The sequence below is a fragment of the Herbiconiux liangxiaofengii genome, assembly GCF_041927335.1.
Lineage (GTDB): Bacteria > Actinomycetota > Actinomycetes > Actinomycetales > Microbacteriaceae > Herbiconiux > Herbiconiux liangxiaofengii.
In genome coordinates this window covers 16,961-33,416 of sequence record NZ_JBHFHD010000015.1, presented here as the reverse complement: position 1 = coordinate 33,416, position 16,456 = coordinate 16,961, and the positions used below count along the sequence as shown (strand labels likewise).

Here is a 16,456-nt window from a genome sequence, read left to right as displayed (position 1 = left end):
GATCGGACCGCGATAGTTGGGTCTGAGGATGGATCTCCCGGCAGGCTGGGCATCGAAAGGGGAAACCGTGATCGCACACCTCAACCGACTCGTCGAACTGATCGAGGACGACCTCGCCGCGGACGTCGATCTGGTGAGCCTGGCGTCAGACCTCGGCACCACCGAGTATCACCTTCGGCGCATGTTCTCGTCGTTGGCGGGCATGCCGCTGTCAGAGTACGTCCGTCGCCGTCGCATGACGGTCGCAGCGGCAGACGTCCTCGGTGACGGCGAGCTGTTGGGAATCGCGGTGCGCCACGGGTGCGGCTCGGCCGAGGCATTCGGTCGAGCGTTCAGGGCGGTGCACGGCGCCAGCCCCGGCGACGCGCGGCGAGACGGTGGCCCTCTTCGCACTCAACCGCAACTCAGGTTCCGCCTGACCGTAGAAGGGGACAGCCCGATGGACACCCGCATAATCACCCGGAACGCGTTCCGACTCGTCGGACGTTCGGCCCGAGTGCCGCTCATCCATGAGGGCATCAACCCGAACATCGGTGCCTTCATCGCGTCTTTGCCCCCAGAAGAGCACGCTCGTCTCAAAGAACTGAGCAACACGGAGCCGTCCGGCCTGCTGCAGGTGAGCGCCGACGTAGATCCTGACTACACGGAGGGCAGTGAGCTCACGTACCTGCACGGGGTCGCCATCAGGGAGGGGACCGCGATCCCGTCGGGCCTGGACGTGATCGAGGTTCCGGCCGGGGAGTGGGCCGTGTTCGGTGCCGCAGGCCCGTACCCCCAGGCGCTTCAGTCGATCTGGGCGGCCACGGCGTCGGAGTGGTTCCCCTCGAACCCGTGGCGACTCCGCCCAGGGCCATCGATCGTGGCGGTGCTCGACCGAGCCGACGACTTCAGCACGGCGACCACCGAACTCTGGATGCCGGTCGAACGAGCATGAGTCCGTCGGGGTGCCCGGGCGGCTCCGTCAGACGCGGACCCGCAGGGCGGTGACGAAGGTCGGGAGGGTGACGACCACTTGCACCAGCAGTGCCGGCACCACGGCGGCCGCCACACCGTCGAGCGGCCACCACGGCTGGCCCATCAGAACCACCAGGATGCAGGCGATCAGCGACGCCGCGCCGAGCGCCCAGTACGACCGCGCGAAGATCTCCCCGCGCAGCTGTGCCTGACGCTCGTCGAGGACGTCTGGAGAGAGCTCCTCGACGCCCCGGGTCGACGCCTTGAGGGCACCGAGCAGCAGCACCCCCGCGATGATGACCACCACCATGATGCCGATGAAGACCACGAGGGGCATCAGGTGCACGGTGAAGAAGGCCGCGACCTCGATGGCGAAGAGGGTGATGAGCCCTGCCGCGAGCCGTCGCCGCGCCCGCGGGTTGCGCAGGCCCTCCATGGTCGGGTCGTCGAGGCGGGCGGCACGTCGTTGCTGGTAGCTGCTGTTCACTGGCATGGTCACTCCTCGGTCGGCTGGCCGGGTGGGGCGTAGATCTGCCCGGACAGGGTGGGGAAGGGCTGCAGGGAGAACACCGCCTCGAGCGGCAGCCCGAGATGACGGGCGATCCGCAGCGCGAGCACGAGGCTCGGGCTGTACTCGCCGCGTTCGAGGTACCCGATGGTCTGGTAGTGCACACCGACGGCCTCGGCGAGCTCTTTTCTGCTGAGCCCGCGTTCTGCCCGCAAGACCGGAAGGCGCGTGTAGAACTGCACCACCTCGTCTTGTTTTTGCTTCGGCATGTAGTAAATGTACTACATTTTGTGAGTCGCAGCAGGGCGGCGGCCCGGTTCACGCGCCGCGGGGGAGGCGAGGCCCGCAAGCACCACGAGCACGAGCACCACCAGCAGGGCGTTCAGGATGCCGAATTCGTGGCCGAGCAGACCGATCACCGGCGGGCCCACCAGGAAGGCCACGTACCCGATGATCGCCACCGCGCTCACGCGGGCGGCCGACAGCTTCGGGTCGTCGGTGTCGGCGGCGGCCGACATGCCCACCGGGAAGCCCAGCGAGCAGCCCAGCGCCCAGAAGGCGGCTCCGACGAACGCCACCCACGGCACCGGCGCGAAGATGAACGCCACCAGCCCCAGCACGCCGAGCGCCGCACTCACCCGGAGTACCGGCACCCGGCCGAAGCGGTCGAGCACGGGCCCGCCGGCCACCCGGCCGAGCGTCATCGACACGGTGAAGACGCCGAAGGCGATGGCGCCGGTGGTGTTCGACTGGTCGTAGCCGTCGACCACCGCGATGGCGAGCCAGTCGTTGGCCGAGCCCTCGGCGAAGGCCATGCCGAGCATGATGACGCCGATGGCGAGGAGCCGCAGATCGCGCCACACCGACAGGGACTGGGCGAGGCGCTCGCGGAAGGGCGGCTTGGCGGGAGTGGCGCCGGCGGCCGGCAGGCCGGCGGCATCCGTCGTCGCGGTGTCGTGAGCGGCGGTGTCTGCTGCTGCTGCTGCTGCGGCGGCGGCCTCGGCACCCTCGGGCACGAACCGCACCGCCACGAACGCGGCCACCACGATGACCACGGCCATGATCGCCAGGTGAACGGGCACGGGCACGGCGAGCCAGGATGCGAGGGCGCCGATTCCCGCGCCGGCGACGGTTCCGAAGCTGAAGAAGGCGTGCATCAGCGGCATCAGCGTCTTGCCGATGGCGCGCTCGGCGGCGGCGCCCTCGACGTTCATCATCACGTCGACCGCTCCGTTGCCGAAGCCGAACACCGCGAGGCTCACGGCCACGAGACCGGCGGCGGCGATGCCGGTGCCTGAGCCGATTCCCACGAGGCCCGCGGCCACCAGGCAGAGCACCACCACCATTCCGGCGCGGGCACCGATGCGGGCCATCAGCGGAGGGGCGGCGATGAGGCCCACCACCGAGCCCGCCGCCATGGCGAAGATGAGCAGGCCCACCTGGGCGGTGTCGATGCCCAGCTGGTCGCGCACGGCCGGCAGCCGTGCCACCCAGCTCGCGATGGAGATGCCGCTGAGCGCGAAGATCACGAAGATCGCGTTGCGCCAGGCGAGCAGGCGGCGGGTGGGGAGGGCGGTCGTCATCGGAACTCCTGCGGGGGTGCGTGCGGGGCGGGCATCCGGCGGCGGCGACCGGCCCCGAGGTGGGGTGGCGAGGATGCGACGGGGTGACGACGAGATCGTCTCGACTACCGTAGCGAGCGGCCGGTGCCGTCGCGGGCCTTCCACCGGCGGAACGACGGAGATTCGGGCCGGATCGAGGTATCGACGGACGTGTGGCGGCGTGTCGGCGCGAACCTCCGTCGTTCCGCCGGTGGATGGCCGGGTGCCCGGCCAGGTGCCCGGCGCCCAGGGGTGGGGCTGGGTGGGGCGTTGGCGATACTGTCGTGCCAGAAACGTGGGCGCGCAGAACGTGGGCGCTGAACGTGGACGCGCAGAACGTGGCAGAACGTCGGCGCTGAACGTGGGCGGGAGGGGGACGCAGGTGGCTGCTGGGGGAGGAACCGCGCCGGCGCGCGGCGGGCTGGTGCTCGTGGCACTGATTCTGGCGTCGGGGGTGGCCAACCTCAACCTGTCGGTGGCGAACGTGGCGCTGCCGTCGATCGGGCAGGCCTTCGACGCCTCGCAGACCGCGCTGAACCTCGTGGCCGTGGGCTTCTCGCTCGGCCTCGCCGGCTCGGTGCTCTATCTCGGCGCCCTCGGCGACCGGTACGGCAGAAAACGGATGCTCGTGCTCGGCCTCCTGCTGAGCATCCCGGCCGCGCTGCTCGCGGCCTACGCGCCGAGCATCGAGGTGCTCTTCGTCGCCCGTCTGTTCGGCGGGGTGGCCGCAGGCATGGCCTACCCCACCACGCTCGCCCTGATCGCCGCGCTCTGGACGGGGCCGAGACGTATCGCCGCCATCGCGCTGTGGTCGGGGCTGGGAGGTGCCATCTCCGCTCTCGGCCCTCTCGCATCCGGCTATCTGATCGGCGTGTTCGACTGGAGCGCCGTCTTCCTGATGACCATCCCGCTGGCCGCCGTCACGCTGGTGATCGTGCTGGCGGTGGTGCCCGCGAGGGTGAACGAGGGCACCGAGCCGGTGGACAACCTCGGCGGGGTGCTCTCGATCGTGCTCGTGGCCGCGCTGGTGCTGGCGATCAACTTCGCGGCCGTGCCGGGGGCGCAGCTGTTCGCGCTGGTGCTGGGCGCCGTGGCCGTGGTGGCCGGTGTGGGGTTCGTGCTGCGGCAGCGCCGAGCCCGCAACCCGCTCTATGAGCTGCGCATCGCCGCGCGGCCCACCTTCTGGGTGGCGGCGGTGGGCGGCATCATCGTGTTCGGGTCGCTGATGGGTGCGATGTACGTGGGGCAGCTCTTCCTGCAGAACGTGCTCGGGTACGACGCCCTCGAGGCTGGGGCGAGCATCCTGCCGGCCGCGGCGCTGATGGTGGGCGTGGCGCCGCTGTCGAGCCGGCTGGTGCTGCGGTACGGCGCGCGCGTGGTCTTCCTGCTCGGGTTCGCGTTCTGCCTGCTGGGCTTTCTGACCATGCTGCTGTTCTGGGACGTAGGGGCGAGCTACCTCCCCGTCGGCGTGGGGTACGCCCTCGTGGGCATCGGCGTGGGGCTGGCCGGGCCCCCCTCGTCGCGGTCGCTCACCGACTCGGTGCCGGTGGCGCGGGCGGGGATGGCGTCGGGCACCTCCGACCTGCAGCGCGATCTCGGCGGCTCGATCATGCAGTCGGTGCTCGGCTCGATTCTCACGGCGGGATACGCGTCGGCCATCGCCCGCTCGATCGCCGACGCGCCCGCCTCGGTGCGGTCGGGAATCACGGCGGATGTCGCCGCGCAGCTGCAGAAGTCGTTCGACGGCGCCGTCTCGATCGCGAAGCAGTACCCCGACTACGCCGACGGGATCGTGGAGGCGGCCCGCCGGTCGTTCCTCGACGGCGCCGACTGGGCCTACGGCACCGGGATGCTCACCATGCTGATCGGGGCGGTGATCGTGTTCGTGTTCTATCCGCGCCGCGAGGCCGAGCATGCGCTGTTCGCGGAGTACGCCGGCGGGGCGGGCAGCGGCGCGGGCGCGACGGATGGCGGCGAGGCATCCGGAGCGGGCACGAGACAATAGACGCATGCAGCTCACCGTGCTCGGAACCGCGACCCCGTACCCGAGACCCGGGAACGCCTGCTCCGGCTACCTGCTGCAGGGCGAACCGTCGGCCGAGGGCGGGCGCACGGCACTCTGGATCGACGCCGGCACCGGGACCCTCGCCGAGCTGCAGCGCCACGTGGCCCCCGACCGGCTCGACGCCATCTGGATCTCGCACCGCCATGCCGACCACTCCGCCGACCTGCTGGTGGCCTACTACGCCCTGCGGTTCGGTGCCGCCCTCCCGGCGGCGCCCATCCCGCTGATCGCGCCGGAAGGCATGCTCGACCGGCTCGCCGCGTACCTCGGCCCGAGCTCGGTCGACGAGCTGCCCCGGGTGTTCGACCACCGCCCGATGAGCGGGTTCGGCGACCTGCGGGTGGGCTCGCTCGACCTGTCGTGGGGTGCGGTGCAGCACGGGGTTCCGGCCTTCGGCCTCACCGTCGACGAGGGGGAGCGGCGCTTCGCGTACTCGGGCGACACCGCACCGTGCGGATCGCTCGAGGAGATCGGCGAGAAGGCCGACCTGTTCCTGATCGAGGCGGGCTACGACGCGGCCGTTCCGCGCGGCGAGGCGCCGGTGCACCATACCCCCGACGACGCCGGCCGCACCGCGGCGGCGGCAGGTGCCGGGCGGCTGGTGCTGACGCACGTGGCCGACACGATCACGGCGGATGACGCGGTCTCGCGCGCATCCGTTCTCTTCGACGGCGCCGTCGACCTCGCCCGCCCGGGAGCGGTCTTCACGGTCTAGGCGGCACCCCCGCGACTCGTCCCGAATCGCCAGGATGTGCGGCGTGGCGCCCCGAAATGGGACGAGTCGCGGGGGCGGCTAGGGGTGCTGGGCGGGGGCGCCCGTCACGATCCAGCGGGAGGAGCGCGCTCGGAGGCCGAGGGTGAGCGACCGCGCGCCGATATAGCCGAGGCCGAATGCGAGCCAGAGCCACACCAGCCCCGCGGTTCCGGTGGGGCCGAACATCGCCACCACCACCAGCAGCGGAACGTACACCGCCAGGTTCATCAGGCCGGCGAGCGCGAGGTAGCGCGCATCCCCCGCCCCGATCAGCACGCCGTCGAGCACGAACACGAAGCCGGCCAGTGGCACGCCGACGGCCATGGCGTAGAGGGTGGCCGTGACCGCCTGCTGCACCGCCATCGAGGGGCTGAAGACCGCACCGGCGACGGGTGCCACGAGCGCGATCAGCACCCCCAGAACCAGCCCCGACAGCACGCCCCAGCGGATCAGCCGCCGCGTGACGGCGTGCACCCGGTCGACCTCCCCGGCACCGAGCCCGTGGCCCACGAGGGCCTGGCCGGCGATCGCGAGCGCGTCGAGGATGAACGCCAGCGTGGAGAACAGGGTGAGCGCGATCTGGAAGGCGGCCAGTTCGGTGACGCCGAGCGACGTGGCCACCACCACCGAGGCCACGAGCGCTGCGCGCAGGCTCGCCGTGCGCACGAACAGCCAGCCGCCGGCGAGGGCCGCTCCCGAGACGCCGTCGAGGCCGGGTCGCAGGGCGATTCCGGATGCGCGGGCCGCCCGCACGGCGATCACGACGTACACCGCCGCCATCCCCCACTGCGCGACCACGGTGCCGGCCGCCGAGCCGGCGATGCCCCAGCCGGCGCCGTAGATGAGCACGGCGTTCAGGGCGGCGTTGACGGCGAAGCCGCCCACGGCCACCACCAGCGGGGTGCGGGTGTCCTGCAGCCCGCGGAGGAGACCGGTCGCGGCGATGACCACCAGCATTCCCGGCAGCCCGATCAGCGACACGGTGAGATAGGTGGTGGCGGCCTCCGACACCGCCGCGGTGGAGCCGAACAGGCCGACCACGGCGCCGGCGAGCGGCCAGGCCACGAGTGCGAGCAGCACCCCGATGCCGAGGGCCAGCCACATGCCGTCGATGCCCGCCTTCACCGCCCCCGGCTGGTCTCCGGCGCCGAGCCGCCTGGCCACGGCCGGCGTGGTGGCGTAGGCGAGGAAGATCAGCAGGCCCACCGCGGTCTGCAGCAGGGTTCCGGCCACGCCGAGGCCGGCCAGCTCGGTGTCGCCGAGGTGGCCCACGAGCGCGGTGTCGGTGAGGAGGTAGAGCGGTTCAGCCACGAGGGCGCCGAGCGCGGGCACGGCCAGCCGCAGGATGTCGCGGTCCAGACTCGGCATCCGCTCAGCCTAGGCCGGTGCGTAGAGTTGTCGGGTGACTGCATCCGGAATCGACCTGTCAGAGCTCGACCCCACCGTCCGTCCGCAGGACGACCTGTTCCGCCACGTGAACGGCAAGTGGATCGCGCGCACCGAGATCCCCGACGACAAGGCCCGCTACGGCTCGTTCTACGAGCTCGCGGAGGAGGCCGAGAAGGCCGTTCGCGCCATCATCGAGGAGTCGGCCGATGCGCCGGAGGGCACCGAGGCCCGTAAGTTCGGCGACCTCTTCACCAGCTTCATGGACACGGAGCGCATCGAGGCGCTCGGCGCCGCTCCGCTCGAGCCGCAGCTCGCCCTGGTCGACACCGTCGACGACCGGGCCTCGTTCGCCGAGATCCTCGGCCGCCTCGAGCGGCAGGGCGTTCCGGGCCTGCTGCGCCTCTTCGTCGACAACGACCCGGGCAACCCCGAGCGCTACCTCGTGTTCGTGGAGCAGGGAGGCATCTCCCTGCCCGACGAGAGCTACTACCGCGACGAGAAGTTCGCCTCGGTGCGCGAGGCCTACGTGGGCCACATCGAACGGATGCTCGCCCTCGCCGGTCTCGACCAGGCCGCCGAGCGGGCCCAGCGCGTGTTCGAGCTCGAGACACTGATCGCCGCCTCGCACTGGGACAACGTGCGCACCCGCGACGCGCAGGCCACCTACAACCTGCTCGACTGGAACGAGTTCGTCTCGCTGCCCGCCTCCTCCACCGGAGCGGCCGACCTGTTCGGCCGTTGGCGCGACGCCCTCGAGGCCCCGGAGGGCGTGTTCGACGAGCTCGTGGTGCGCGAACCCGGCTTCGTCACCGGGCTCGCGACGGCGCTCGCCGAGGCCCCGCTGGAGAGCTGGAAGGACTGGCTGGCCTGGCAGGTCGTGCACGGCTGGGCTCCCTACCTCTCCGACGACTTCGTGGAGGAGAACTTCGACTTCTACGCCCGCACCCTCACCGGCACCCCGAGCATGCGCGACCGCTGGAAGCGCGGCGTCTCGCTCGTGGAGGGCGCCATGGGCGAGGCCGTCGGCCGCATCTACGTGGAGAAGCACTTCCCGCCCACCGCCAAGGCGGCGATGGACGTGCTGGTGGCCAACCTCATCGAGGCCTACCGCGAGTCGATCTCGACCCTGCCGTGGATGAGCCCGGCCACCCGCGAGCGCGCCCTCGAGAAGCTGGCCAAGTTCACCCCGAAGATCGGCTTCCCCGCCACCTGGCGCGACTACTCCTCGCTCGAGATCGACCCCACCGACCTGATCGCGAACGTGCGGGCCACGAGCGAGTTCGAGTTCCAGCGCGAGCTCGGCAAGATCGGCAAGCCGCTCGACCGCGACGAGTGGTTCATGACGCCGCAGACCATCAACGCCTACTACAACCCGGGCTTCAACGAGATCGTCTTCCCGGCGGCCATCCTGCAGCATCCGTTCTTCGACGAGAACCGCGACGCGGCCGCGAACTACGGCGCCATCGGTGCGGTGATCGGCCACGAGATCGGTCACGGCTTCGACGACCAGGGCTCGCGCTTCGACGGCGACGGCCGGCTCACCGACTGGTGGACCGAGAAGGACCGCGAGGCGTTCGAGAAGCTCACCTCCTCGCTGATCGCGCAGTACGACGCGCTCGCCCCCGCGCAGGTGCCCGACCACCACGTGAACGGCGCGCTCACCATCGGCGAGAACATCGGCGACCTGGGTGGTCTCGGCATCGCCTGGAAGGCCTACCTGCTCTCGCTCGACGGCGCCGAGCCGCCGGTGGTCGACGGCCTCACCGGTGCCCAGCGGTTCTTCCTCTCCTGGGCGCAGGCCTGGCAGCAGAAGTCGCGCGACGAGGAGGTCATCCGGCTGCTCTCGATCGACCCGCACTCGCCGAACGAGTTCCGGGCCAACCAGATCGTGCGCAACATCGGCGAGTTCTACGACGCCTTCGAGGTGACCGAGGCCGACGGTCTCTGGTTGAACCCAGCCGAGCGTGTGACCATCTGGTGATCAGGGAGAAGGTCAGCTGAGCATGCCGGAATCGATCCGCCGTCGGTCGCGATCCGAACGCGAGGAGACCGCGCCACGCGGTCGCCGTTCGGATGCGATCGACAACGACGGACAGGGCGGCATCTTCCGCCGCGGTTTCGCCTCGCTCACCGAGCTCGCCCTCTCCGGGGTGCAGGTGACGGCCTGCGCGGTCGATCTCGGATCAGGAACGCTCCTGTTCTCGGTCGACGACCATCTCTCGGTACCCACCGCTTCGATCGGCAAGGTGCTGCTGTTGATCGAGGTGGCGGCCCGCATCTCCGCCCGCGACGGATCATCGGCTGCCTCTCCGCAGGGTTTCGGCGCCGCGGGGTCGCCGGAGTCGAGGCCGAGACCGGTTCGCGCCGCCCCGGGGGCCGAGGCCCTGAGCATCCTGAACCGCACCGCGCAGGACACGGTGGCCGACTCCGGACTCTGGCAGCACCTCCAGGTGCCGGCGCTGCCCGTGGCCGACCTCGCGGCGCTGATCGGGGCCACGAGCGACAACCTGGCCACCAACGTTCTGCTGCGGCGGATCGGCCTCGACGCGGTGCGCTCGCGGGCCGAGTCGCTGGGCCTGCGCCGCACCCTGCTGCTGGACATCGTGCGCGAGCAGCGCGGTCCGGATGACGCGCCGCAGCTCTCGGTGGGCTCCGCGCGCGAGCTCGCCATCCTGTTCGGCCGGCTGCACCAGGGCACGGTGGTCGACGAGACCACCTCCCGCCTGGTGCGCGGCTGGCTCAGCCTCGGCACCGATCTGTCGATGGTCGCGAGCGCGTTCGGGCTCGATCCGCTGGCGCACGTGGGAGCCGACCACGGGCTGACGCTGTTCAACAAGACCGGAACGGATGCGGGCATCCGTTCGGAGGCCGGCGTGGTGACCGGGCCGCGCGGGGGAGTCGCCTACGCGGTGACGATGCGGTTCAACGACGCCGAGTTGCCGGGGCGGCTGGCCGTGCTCGACGCCATGCGCACGCTGGGCACCGACGTGCTGGAGTACGTGTACTGACGCCTCCGGGCGCGGTGGCCGGAGGCAGCGGCGAGGGCTGACGCGTGCGGGGGTTGGCGTCCGTCGCATCCGGTAACACTGCGGCGGCGCCGGTCGCGATGAGGCAGAGTGGGCCTCTCGCGAGCGGATCGGGCGAGGAGACGATGGCCGAGCACCCCTACGACCGGATTGCCGCCGAGCAGCTGGATGTGCCGAGCAGCCGCAAATGGAGCCTGCATCCCGGCACGATCGGCGCCTGGGTGGCCGAGATGGACTTCGGCACCGCGCCCGCGGTGACCCGGGCGCTGCACGACGCCGTCGACGCGGGGGTGCTCGGGTACCTCTCGCCGGCCACCGCCCGTGATCTGGCCGAGGCGACGGCGGAGTACCAGCTCGACGAGTACGGCTGGCCGGTCGACCCGGGCCGCGTGCATCCGGTCTCCGACGTGATGGCCGCGCTCGGCGTGGCCGTGACGGAGTACTCGCCCGCCGGGTCGGCCGTGATCGTGCCGACGCCGGCGTACATGCCCTTCTTGAGCTACCCGCCCACCCTCGGCCGGGCCGTGGTGGAGGTGCCGGGCATCGAGGAAGGCGGGCGCTGGCGGCACGACCTCGCCGCGATCGACCGGGCGTTCCGCGACGGCGCGGGCACGCTCGTGCTGTGCAATCCGCAGAACCCCACGGGAACGGTGCTCGACCGCGTGGAGCTCGAGGCCGTGGCCGGGGTGGTGGAGCAGAACGGCGGGCGCGTGTTCGCCGACGAGATCCACGCGCCACTGCGGTTCGACGGCCGCCGGCACATCCCGTACGCCTCGATCTCGGAGGCGACCGCCGCGCACACCGTCACGGGCACGAGCGCGTCGAAGGCGTGGAACATCCCGGGCCTCAAGGCCGCCCAGCTGATCACCTCGAACGACACCGACGATGCGGTGTACCGCCGGTTCGGGTTCGCCGTGCAGCACGGTGCGGCCACCCCCGGCGTGGTGGCCGGCACCGCCGCCTACCGGCACGGCCGCGACTGGCTCGCCGACGTGATGGAGTACCTCGACGGCAACCGACGGCTGCTGGCCTCACTGCTGCACGACCTGCTGCCGGAGGTGGGGTACCGGATGCCCGAGGCCACCTACCTGGCCTGGCTCGACCTTCGCGGTCTCGGCGACGACCTCTGGGGTGGCGTTCCGCCCGCCGACTTCCTGCGCGAACAGGCCGGGGTGACGCTCACCGACGGCGCCCTCTGCGGTCGCGGCTCCGAGGGTCACGTGCGCCTCGTGTTCGCGATGCCGCGCCCCCTCCTCCGCGAGACGGTCGAGCGGATGGCCCTGGCCGTCCGGTCCGCCGCATCCTGAACCGGCCCCGTGGGCCCCGCGGGGCGACGGAGGTTCGCCGGAACGACGGAGCCGTGGCCCGTCGTTCCGGCGAGCGGCGTCGAGACTCCGTCGCGTCGGCAGGTCAGCTGTTGTCCAGCGGCAGGCCGGGCGGGTTGACGAGCGACTCGGTGACGGCCTCGTTCTCGAGGTCCCAGGCGGCCAGCCATTTCTCGTACTGGCCGTTCTCGATCAGGTGGTTGATCGCATCCGCCACCGGCTGGGCGAGCCCGGAGTCTTTCTTGACCGTGGCGGCGATGAGGCCGTCGAGGGTCTCGCCGGCGCCCGAGAAGGTGCCCGCGGTGCGGGTGGGGTTGGCGCCGTCTTCGGAGAGGGTGTTCTGGTAGGCGATGCCGGGGTTCGGGTTGAACTGGGCGTCGATCTGACCCGAGTTGAGCGCAAGGGTGATGGAGTTGGCGTCGGGGAAGTAGACCACGTCGAGGGTCTTGCCCTCGGCCTCGAGCTCGGTCTTCCAGGCCAGCAGGATCTTCTCCTGGTTGGTGCCCGAGCTCGTGGCCACCGTGAGTCCGGCCAGGTTCTCGTAGTCGCCGTCGAACTCCCAGGGGTTGTCGGCCTTCACCTGGAACGCCAGGTTGTCGCCCCGGTAGGAGGCGAAGTCGTACTTCTCCTTGCGTTTCTCGGTGACGGTGATGTTCGAGAAGCCCACATCCGTGGCACCGGTGTCGATGCCCACGAAGAGGTTGTCCCAGGTGGCGTTGCTCACGACCGGCTTGAGGCCGAGCACCGCCGCGACCAGGCGGCCGAGGTCGGGCTCGGCACCGGTGAGGGTCTCGTTGTCGTCGCCGGTGAAGGCGAGCGGCGGGAACCCGGCGGGCAGGGCGCCGATGCCGATGGTGAGCTCGCCGCTGTCGAGCACCTCCTGCGGAAGCGTGTCGCGGATCTCGTCGACCTGGCTCACGTCGATGGTGGTCTCGGTGCCGGCGCCGTTCGAGTGCGCCCCGACGGTGACGGTGCCCGAAGCGGCGGTGTCGTCGCGGGCCGCCGCGTCGCTCGAGCAGGCGGCGAGACCGGCCACGAGGGCGGCGGCGGTCACGAGAGAACCGATGGTCTTCAGTCGGTGTGTGGTCATGGTGGGTGTCCTTGCTGTGGTGGTGCGGAGGGGGGAGGGGGTCGATGTGGCGGCGTGGCGCCGGTGGTGGTGAAGGGCGTGACGGATGCGCGAGGTGCCGAGGCCCCGCGTCAGGCGAGCACCTTGCCGAGGAAGTCCTGCGTGCGCCGGTGGCGCGGCTTCGAGAGCACCTCGGCGGGGGTGCCCTGCTCCACCACGACGCCCTCGTCGATGAACACCACGCGGTCGGCGACCTCGCGGGCGAACCCGATCTCGTGCGTCACCACGATGAGCGTCGTGCCGCTGCCGGCCAGGCTGCGGATGACGGCGAGCACCTCGCCGACCAGCTCGGGGTCGAGTGCCGAGGTGGGCTCGTCGAACAGGATGACCTCGGGCTCCAGCGCGAGCGCCCGAGCGATGGCCACCCGCTGCTGCTGGCCTCCCGAGAGCTGCCGGGGATAGGCGGCCTCCTTGTCGGCGAGGCCCACTCGCGAGAGCAGGGCACGCGCGTGCTCACGGGCATCCTTCGGCGCCACCCCCTGCGACACGGGCGCCTCGCTGACGTTCTCGAGGATGGTGAGGTGGGGAAACAGGTTGAAGTTCTGGAAGACGAAGCCGATCTTCGCCCGCTGCCGCAGGATGTGCTTCTCGGGCAGCTCCTTCAGCCGGTCGCCACCCCGCCGGCCGAGGCGGGCGCGCACGCCGATCAGCTCGCCGTTCAGTGCCACGTAGCCCTCGTCGAGCTTCTCGAGGTGGTTGACGGCCCGCAGCAGCGTCGACTTGCCCGAGCCCGAGGGCCCGAGGATGACGGTGACGGTACCGGCCTCGACGGTGAGGTCGACGCCCTTCAGCACCGTCTTGTCGCCGTAGGACTTGGTGGCGTTGTGGATCTCGATCGCGGCGGTCATGCTGCACCCGCCTCCCGCTCGGCCGAACGCAAGCCGCCGAGGCTTCGCCGCACCCGCTGGAACGGAGTGGGCGGCAGCTCCCGCACCGAACCGCGGGCGTAGAAGCGCTCGATGTAGAACTGCACGACGGAGATGGCGCTGGTGAGCACCAGGTACCAGATGGTGGCCACCACGAGCAGCGGGATGATGTCGGTGGGGTAGGTGCTGCCGAGGTTCTGCACCACGCCGAACAGGTCGAGCAGCGACACGTAGAACAGCAGCGAGCTCGCCTTCAGCAGCCCGATGATCTGGTTCACGTAGGCCGGCACGATCGAGCGCAGCGCCTGCGGCAGCACGATGCGGGTGAACTGCCGGCGCTGCGGGATGCCGAGCGCCTTGGCGGCCTCGTGCTGCCCCTGGTCGACGGCGAGGATGCCGGCGCGCACGATCTCGGCGCTGTACGCGATCTCCGAGAGGCTGAGCCCGATGACGCCGAGCACGAATGGCGACAGCACGGTGAACGTGGGCACCGACCACTGCGGCCCGAACGGGATGCCGATACCGACGGTGGGATAGAGGTTGCCCAGGTTGAACAGGAAGATCAGCACCAGGATGAGCGGTACCGAGCGGAACAGCCAGATGTAGAGCCAGCTCAGAGTGCTGAGCACGGGGTTGCCCGACAGTCGCGCGAGGGCCACCACGATGCCGCCCAGGAAGCTCACCACGGCGCTGATGCCGGTGGCCACGAGCGTGAGCTGCAGGCCCTTCAGGATGGCGGGGCTGAAGAACCACTGGCCCACCTTCGCCCACTCCCAGGAGGGGTTCGTGAACAGCGTCTGGCCGACGTTGAGCAGCACGAGGAGCACGAGCGCGGTGATCACCCAGCGCAACGGATGACGCAGCGGCACCACGGGGCGCTCGGCCAGGCGCTTCAGGTCGATGCCGGGCGGCAGGGTGTCGGGCCGGGCGGTGGCGATGCCTGTGGGCGCGGCGGGTTTCGCGGGCCCGGCGGGCGCGGCGGCCTCGGTTGGCTTCGCGGTGAGCGAGGTCACGACGCCTCCGCCCCGAATCGCGGATGCGCGGCGTAGAACTCCACGAGCGACTCGTCGTGCGCACGCTGTACCGCCGCCAGGTCGAGCGGCCGGTCGGTGAGCGACTTGGCGAAGCCGTGGATGACCACCTGCTCGGGCGCGAGGGTGACGTCGAACAGCGGCGTGTAGCCGGTGGCGAAGTACAGCCGCTGCGCCTCGGGCTGCCGGGGACCGGTGGTGAGGTACACGGTCGCCACCCCTCGGCGCCGCGCCTCGGCCTCGAGTTCGGCGACCACGCGGCGGGCGAGGCCCTGGCGACGGTGTGCCGAGGAGGCCCAGATGCGCTTGAACTCCACGGCGGCGGCCCCCGGGGTGCCGGCGTCGAAGGGCTTGAACGCCCCTCCGGCGATCGCCACGCCGTCGCGGAGGAGCAGGACGAACGCGCCCCTGGGCGGGGCGAAGTCCTCGGCGGGGTAGCGGGCGAGCTCGGCCGAGGCCGGTTCGCCGAAGGCGCGGCCGTAGCGGGTGTCGTACTCGCGCTCGAGCTCGGTGAGGAGCGGCTCGGCGCGGGGGTCGTCGGGGGCGACGTAGACGAACTCCTCGGTCGCCGTCGCAGCTGGATCGGTGCGCTCACGCAGCGACATGGGCTGCCCCTCGGGTGGAGTGGGCGTCGAGTCCGGTCGACGCCGACTTGCGCGCGGCGTCTCGCGCGGCATCCCGCTTGGCCACCTCGTCGCGCACCAGCGGGATGACGTAGCGACCGAAGTCGATCGTGTCGTCGACGTAGTCGTACCCGCGGGCCGAGATGATGTCGACGCCGAGGTCGACGTAGTCCAGCAGAGCGGCGGCGACGGTCTCGGGGGTGCCCACGAGGGCGTTGGAGTTGCCACGCCCGCCCGAGGCGGCGGCCACCTTCGTCCAGAGCGCCCGGTCGAAGCGGTCGCCCTGCTCCGCGATCGAGAGCAGCCGCTGCGAGCCCGCGTTCTCGGGCGAGCCGAGGCCGGCGGCGACGGCCGGCGGCAGGGCACCGGTGCGCTCCTGGATGCGGCCGAGGATGCGCTCCGCCTTCTGCCAGGCGAGCTCCTCGGTGGCGCCGAGGATGGGACGGAACGCCACCTGGATGCGCGGGCGTGACGGGCGGCCGGCCGCGAGGGCCGCACCCGTGATCGTCTGGATCTGCTCGGCCGTGTTCGCGAGCGGCTCGCCCCAGAGCGCGTAGATGTCGCTCTCCGCGGCACCGATGGCGTAGGCGGCGGGGGAGGAGCCGCCGAACGACACCTGCGGCCGCGGCTGCTGGGCGGGCCAGACGTCGCTCACGAAGTTCTCGAAGCGGTAGTGCTCGCCGTCGCAGCCGAAGGGTTCCCGGCTGGTCCAGGCCTGCTTCAGGACGCGGATGTACTCGCCGGTGCGGGCATAGCGCTCGTCTTTGGTGAGAAAGTCGCCCTCCGCCGCCTGATCGGCGCTGGAACCACCCGTGATGACGTGCACGTTCACCCGGCCGTCGCTGATCTGGTCGAGCGTGGCGATCGCCTTCGCCGCGTAGGTGGGGTACGACACGTTCGGCCGGTGGGCGAGCAGGATGTTCAGCCGGTCGAGGTGCGAGGCCACGAAGGCCGCCGCGGTCGCCGGGTCGGGCGAGCCCGAGTGGTAGGCGAACAGGATGCGGTCCCAGCCGTTGTCCTCATGGGCCCTGGCCAGGCGCAGCGTGTACTCCTTGTCGAAGCTCGCGCCGCTGCGGGGGCGCGTCTCGCTGCCGTCGTTGAGTGCGGCGATGCCGAGGAATTCGATGGGCACGGGGTGGTCCTTTCACCAGTGGGGCGGAGCGGGGGCGGGGCCCCGATCGGTTG

General features: G+C 71.2%; 15 protein-coding genes. 6 read left to right on the top strand and 9 right to left on the bottom strand.

The genetic code is table 11. The annotated features are described in order from the left end of the window. Nucleotides 1-67: 67 nt before the first annotated feature. The gene (locus ACEXOR_RS15520) at nt 68-934 is read left to right on the top strand and encodes an AraC family transcriptional regulator (RefSeq protein ID WP_374850629.1); all 867 of its coding nucleotides are present in this window, start codon (nt 68-70) and stop codon (nt 932-934) included. A gap of 27 nt (nt 935-961) precedes the next feature. Here the strand turns inward: ACEXOR_RS15520 and ACEXOR_RS15515 are convergent, their stop codons facing one another. Genes ACEXOR_RS15515 through ACEXOR_RS15505 form a run of 3 tightly spaced genes read right to left on the bottom strand, consistent with a single transcriptional unit; the run spans nt 962 to nt 3,189 of the window. Continuing rightward, a complete protein-coding gene (locus ACEXOR_RS15515; RefSeq protein WP_374850628.1) occupies nt 962-1,447 on the bottom strand; it encodes a hypothetical protein in 486 nt (161 codons plus the stop codon). Nucleotides 1,448-1,449: 2 nt separating this feature from the next. Then, a complete protein-coding gene (locus ACEXOR_RS15510; protein WP_374850627.1) occupies nt 1,450-1,731 on the bottom strand; it encodes a helix-turn-helix transcriptional regulator in 282 nt (93 codons plus the stop codon). Nucleotides 1,732-1,743: 12 nt separating this feature from the next. Then, on the bottom strand, nt 1,744-3,189 hold the full coding sequence (locus tag ACEXOR_RS15505; protein ID WP_374850626.1) for an MFS transporter: 1,446 nt from the start codon (nt 3,187-3,189) through the stop codon (nt 1,744-1,746). 256 nt (nt 3,190-3,445) lie between these two features. Here ACEXOR_RS15505 and ACEXOR_RS15500 point away from each other — a divergent pair, with 256 nt between their 5' ends. Together ACEXOR_RS15500 and ACEXOR_RS15495 are read left to right on the top strand one after the other, a co-directional pair. Beyond that, nucleotides 3,446-5,068 (top strand): MFS transporter, encoded by a 1,623-nt coding sequence (locus ACEXOR_RS15500; RefSeq protein WP_374850625.1) that lies wholly within the window; start codon nt 3,446-3,448, stop codon nt 5,066-5,068. A 4-nt stretch (nt 5,069-5,072) separates the two neighbouring features. Then, nucleotides 5,073-5,843, top strand: coding sequence for an MBL fold metallo-hydrolase (locus ACEXOR_RS15495; RefSeq protein WP_374850624.1), 771 nt, complete (start codon nt 5,073-5,075; stop codon nt 5,841-5,843). A gap of 78 nt (nt 5,844-5,921) precedes the next feature. On the opposite strand, the gene ACEXOR_RS15490 is transcribed toward ACEXOR_RS15495, so the two are convergent. After that, entirely contained in the window at nt 5,922-7,250 is a 1,329-nt protein-coding gene (locus ACEXOR_RS15490) for an MATE family efflux transporter (protein WP_374850623.1), read from the bottom strand. A gap of 34 nt (nt 7,251-7,284) precedes the next feature. Between ACEXOR_RS15490 and ACEXOR_RS15485 the strand changes: the two genes are divergently transcribed. The 3 genes from ACEXOR_RS15485 to ACEXOR_RS15475 all read left to right on the top strand — a co-directional run bounded on the left by ACEXOR_RS15485 (nt 7,285) and on the right by ACEXOR_RS15475 (nt 11,604). After that, nucleotides 7,285-9,252, top strand: a complete 1,968-nt coding sequence (locus tag ACEXOR_RS15485) for a M13 family metallopeptidase (protein WP_374850622.1) — start codon at nt 7,285-7,287, stop codon at nt 9,250-9,252. A gap of 22 nt (nt 9,253-9,274) precedes the next feature. Continuing rightward, nucleotides 9,275-10,279 (top strand): serine hydrolase, encoded by a 1,005-nt coding sequence (locus ACEXOR_RS15480; protein ID WP_374850621.1) that lies wholly within the window; start codon nt 9,275-9,277, stop codon nt 10,277-10,279. Nucleotides 10,280-10,422: 143 nt separating this feature from the next. Next, nucleotides 10,423-11,604, top strand: a complete 1,182-nt coding sequence (locus ACEXOR_RS15475) for a MalY/PatB family protein (protein WP_374850620.1) — start codon at nt 10,423-10,425, stop codon at nt 11,602-11,604. 103 nt (nt 11,605-11,707) lie between these two features. Here the strand turns inward: ACEXOR_RS15475 and ACEXOR_RS15470 are convergent, their stop codons facing one another. The 5 genes from ACEXOR_RS15470 to ACEXOR_RS15450 all read right to left on the bottom strand — a co-directional run bounded on the left by ACEXOR_RS15470 (nt 11,708) and on the right by ACEXOR_RS15450 (nt 16,403). Further along, nucleotides 11,708-12,712 carry an ABC transporter substrate-binding protein gene (locus ACEXOR_RS15470; protein WP_374850619.1) on the bottom strand — a complete coding sequence of 335 codons (1,005 nt, stop codon included), beginning with the start codon at nt 12,710-12,712 and terminating at the stop codon, nt 11,708-11,710. A 110-nt stretch (nt 12,713-12,822) separates the two neighbouring features. Beyond that, entirely contained in the window at nt 12,823-13,599 is a 777-nt protein-coding gene (locus ACEXOR_RS15465; protein ID WP_374850618.1) for an amino acid ABC transporter ATP-binding protein, read from the bottom strand. Further along, nucleotides 13,596-14,630 carry an amino acid ABC transporter permease gene (locus ACEXOR_RS15460; protein WP_374850616.1) on the bottom strand — a complete coding sequence of 345 codons (1,035 nt, stop codon included), beginning with the start codon at nt 14,628-14,630 and terminating at the stop codon, nt 13,596-13,598. Before ACEXOR_RS15460 ends, ACEXOR_RS15465 begins: the two co-directional genes overlap by 4 nt. Beyond that, a complete protein-coding gene (locus tag ACEXOR_RS15455) occupies nt 14,627-15,253 on the bottom strand; it encodes a GNAT family N-acetyltransferase (RefSeq protein ID WP_374850615.1) in 627 nt (208 codons plus the stop codon). The genes ACEXOR_RS15460 and ACEXOR_RS15455 overlap by 4 nt, the downstream gene beginning before the upstream one ends. Continuing rightward, entirely contained in the window at nt 15,240-16,403 is a 1,164-nt protein-coding gene (locus ACEXOR_RS15450) for an LLM class flavin-dependent oxidoreductase (protein ID WP_374850614.1), read from the bottom strand. The genes ACEXOR_RS15455 and ACEXOR_RS15450 overlap by 14 nt, the downstream gene beginning before the upstream one ends. Between the last annotated feature and the right edge of the window lie 53 nt (nt 16,404-16,456).

Bases quoted from the DNA above. Each gene is read 5' to 3' on its own strand.
- ACEXOR_RS15470 (WP_374850619.1), bottom strand. From the start codon at position 12,712: ATGACCACACACCGACTGAAGACCATCGGTTCTCTCGTGACCGCCGCC.
- ACEXOR_RS15475 (WP_374850620.1), top strand. From the start codon at position 10,423: ATGGCCGAGCACCCCTACGACCGGATTGCCGCCGAGCAGCTGGATGTG.
- ACEXOR_RS15455 (WP_374850615.1), bottom strand. From the start codon at position 15,253: ATGTCGCTGCGTGAGCGCACCGATCCAGCTGCGACGGCGACCGAGGAG.
- ACEXOR_RS15465 (WP_374850618.1), bottom strand. From the start codon at position 13,599: ATGACCGCCGCGATCGAGATCCACAACGCCACCAAGTCCTACGGCGAC.
- ACEXOR_RS15480 (WP_374850621.1), top strand. From the start codon at position 9,275: ATGCCGGAATCGATCCGCCGTCGGTCGCGATCCGAACGCGAGGAGACC.
- ACEXOR_RS15495 (WP_374850624.1), top strand. From the start codon at position 5,073: ATGCAGCTCACCGTGCTCGGAACCGCGACCCCGTACCCGAGACCCGGG.
- ACEXOR_RS15515 (WP_374850628.1), bottom strand. From the start codon at position 1,447: ATGCCAGTGAACAGCAGCTACCAGCAACGACGTGCCGCCCGCCTCGAC.
- ACEXOR_RS15510 (WP_374850627.1), bottom strand. From the start codon at position 1,731: ATGCCGAAGCAAAAACAAGACGAGGTGGTGCAGTTCTACACGCGCCTT.
- ACEXOR_RS15490 (WP_374850623.1), bottom strand. From the start codon at position 7,250: ATGCCGAGTCTGGACCGCGACATCCTGCGGCTGGCCGTGCCCGCGCTC.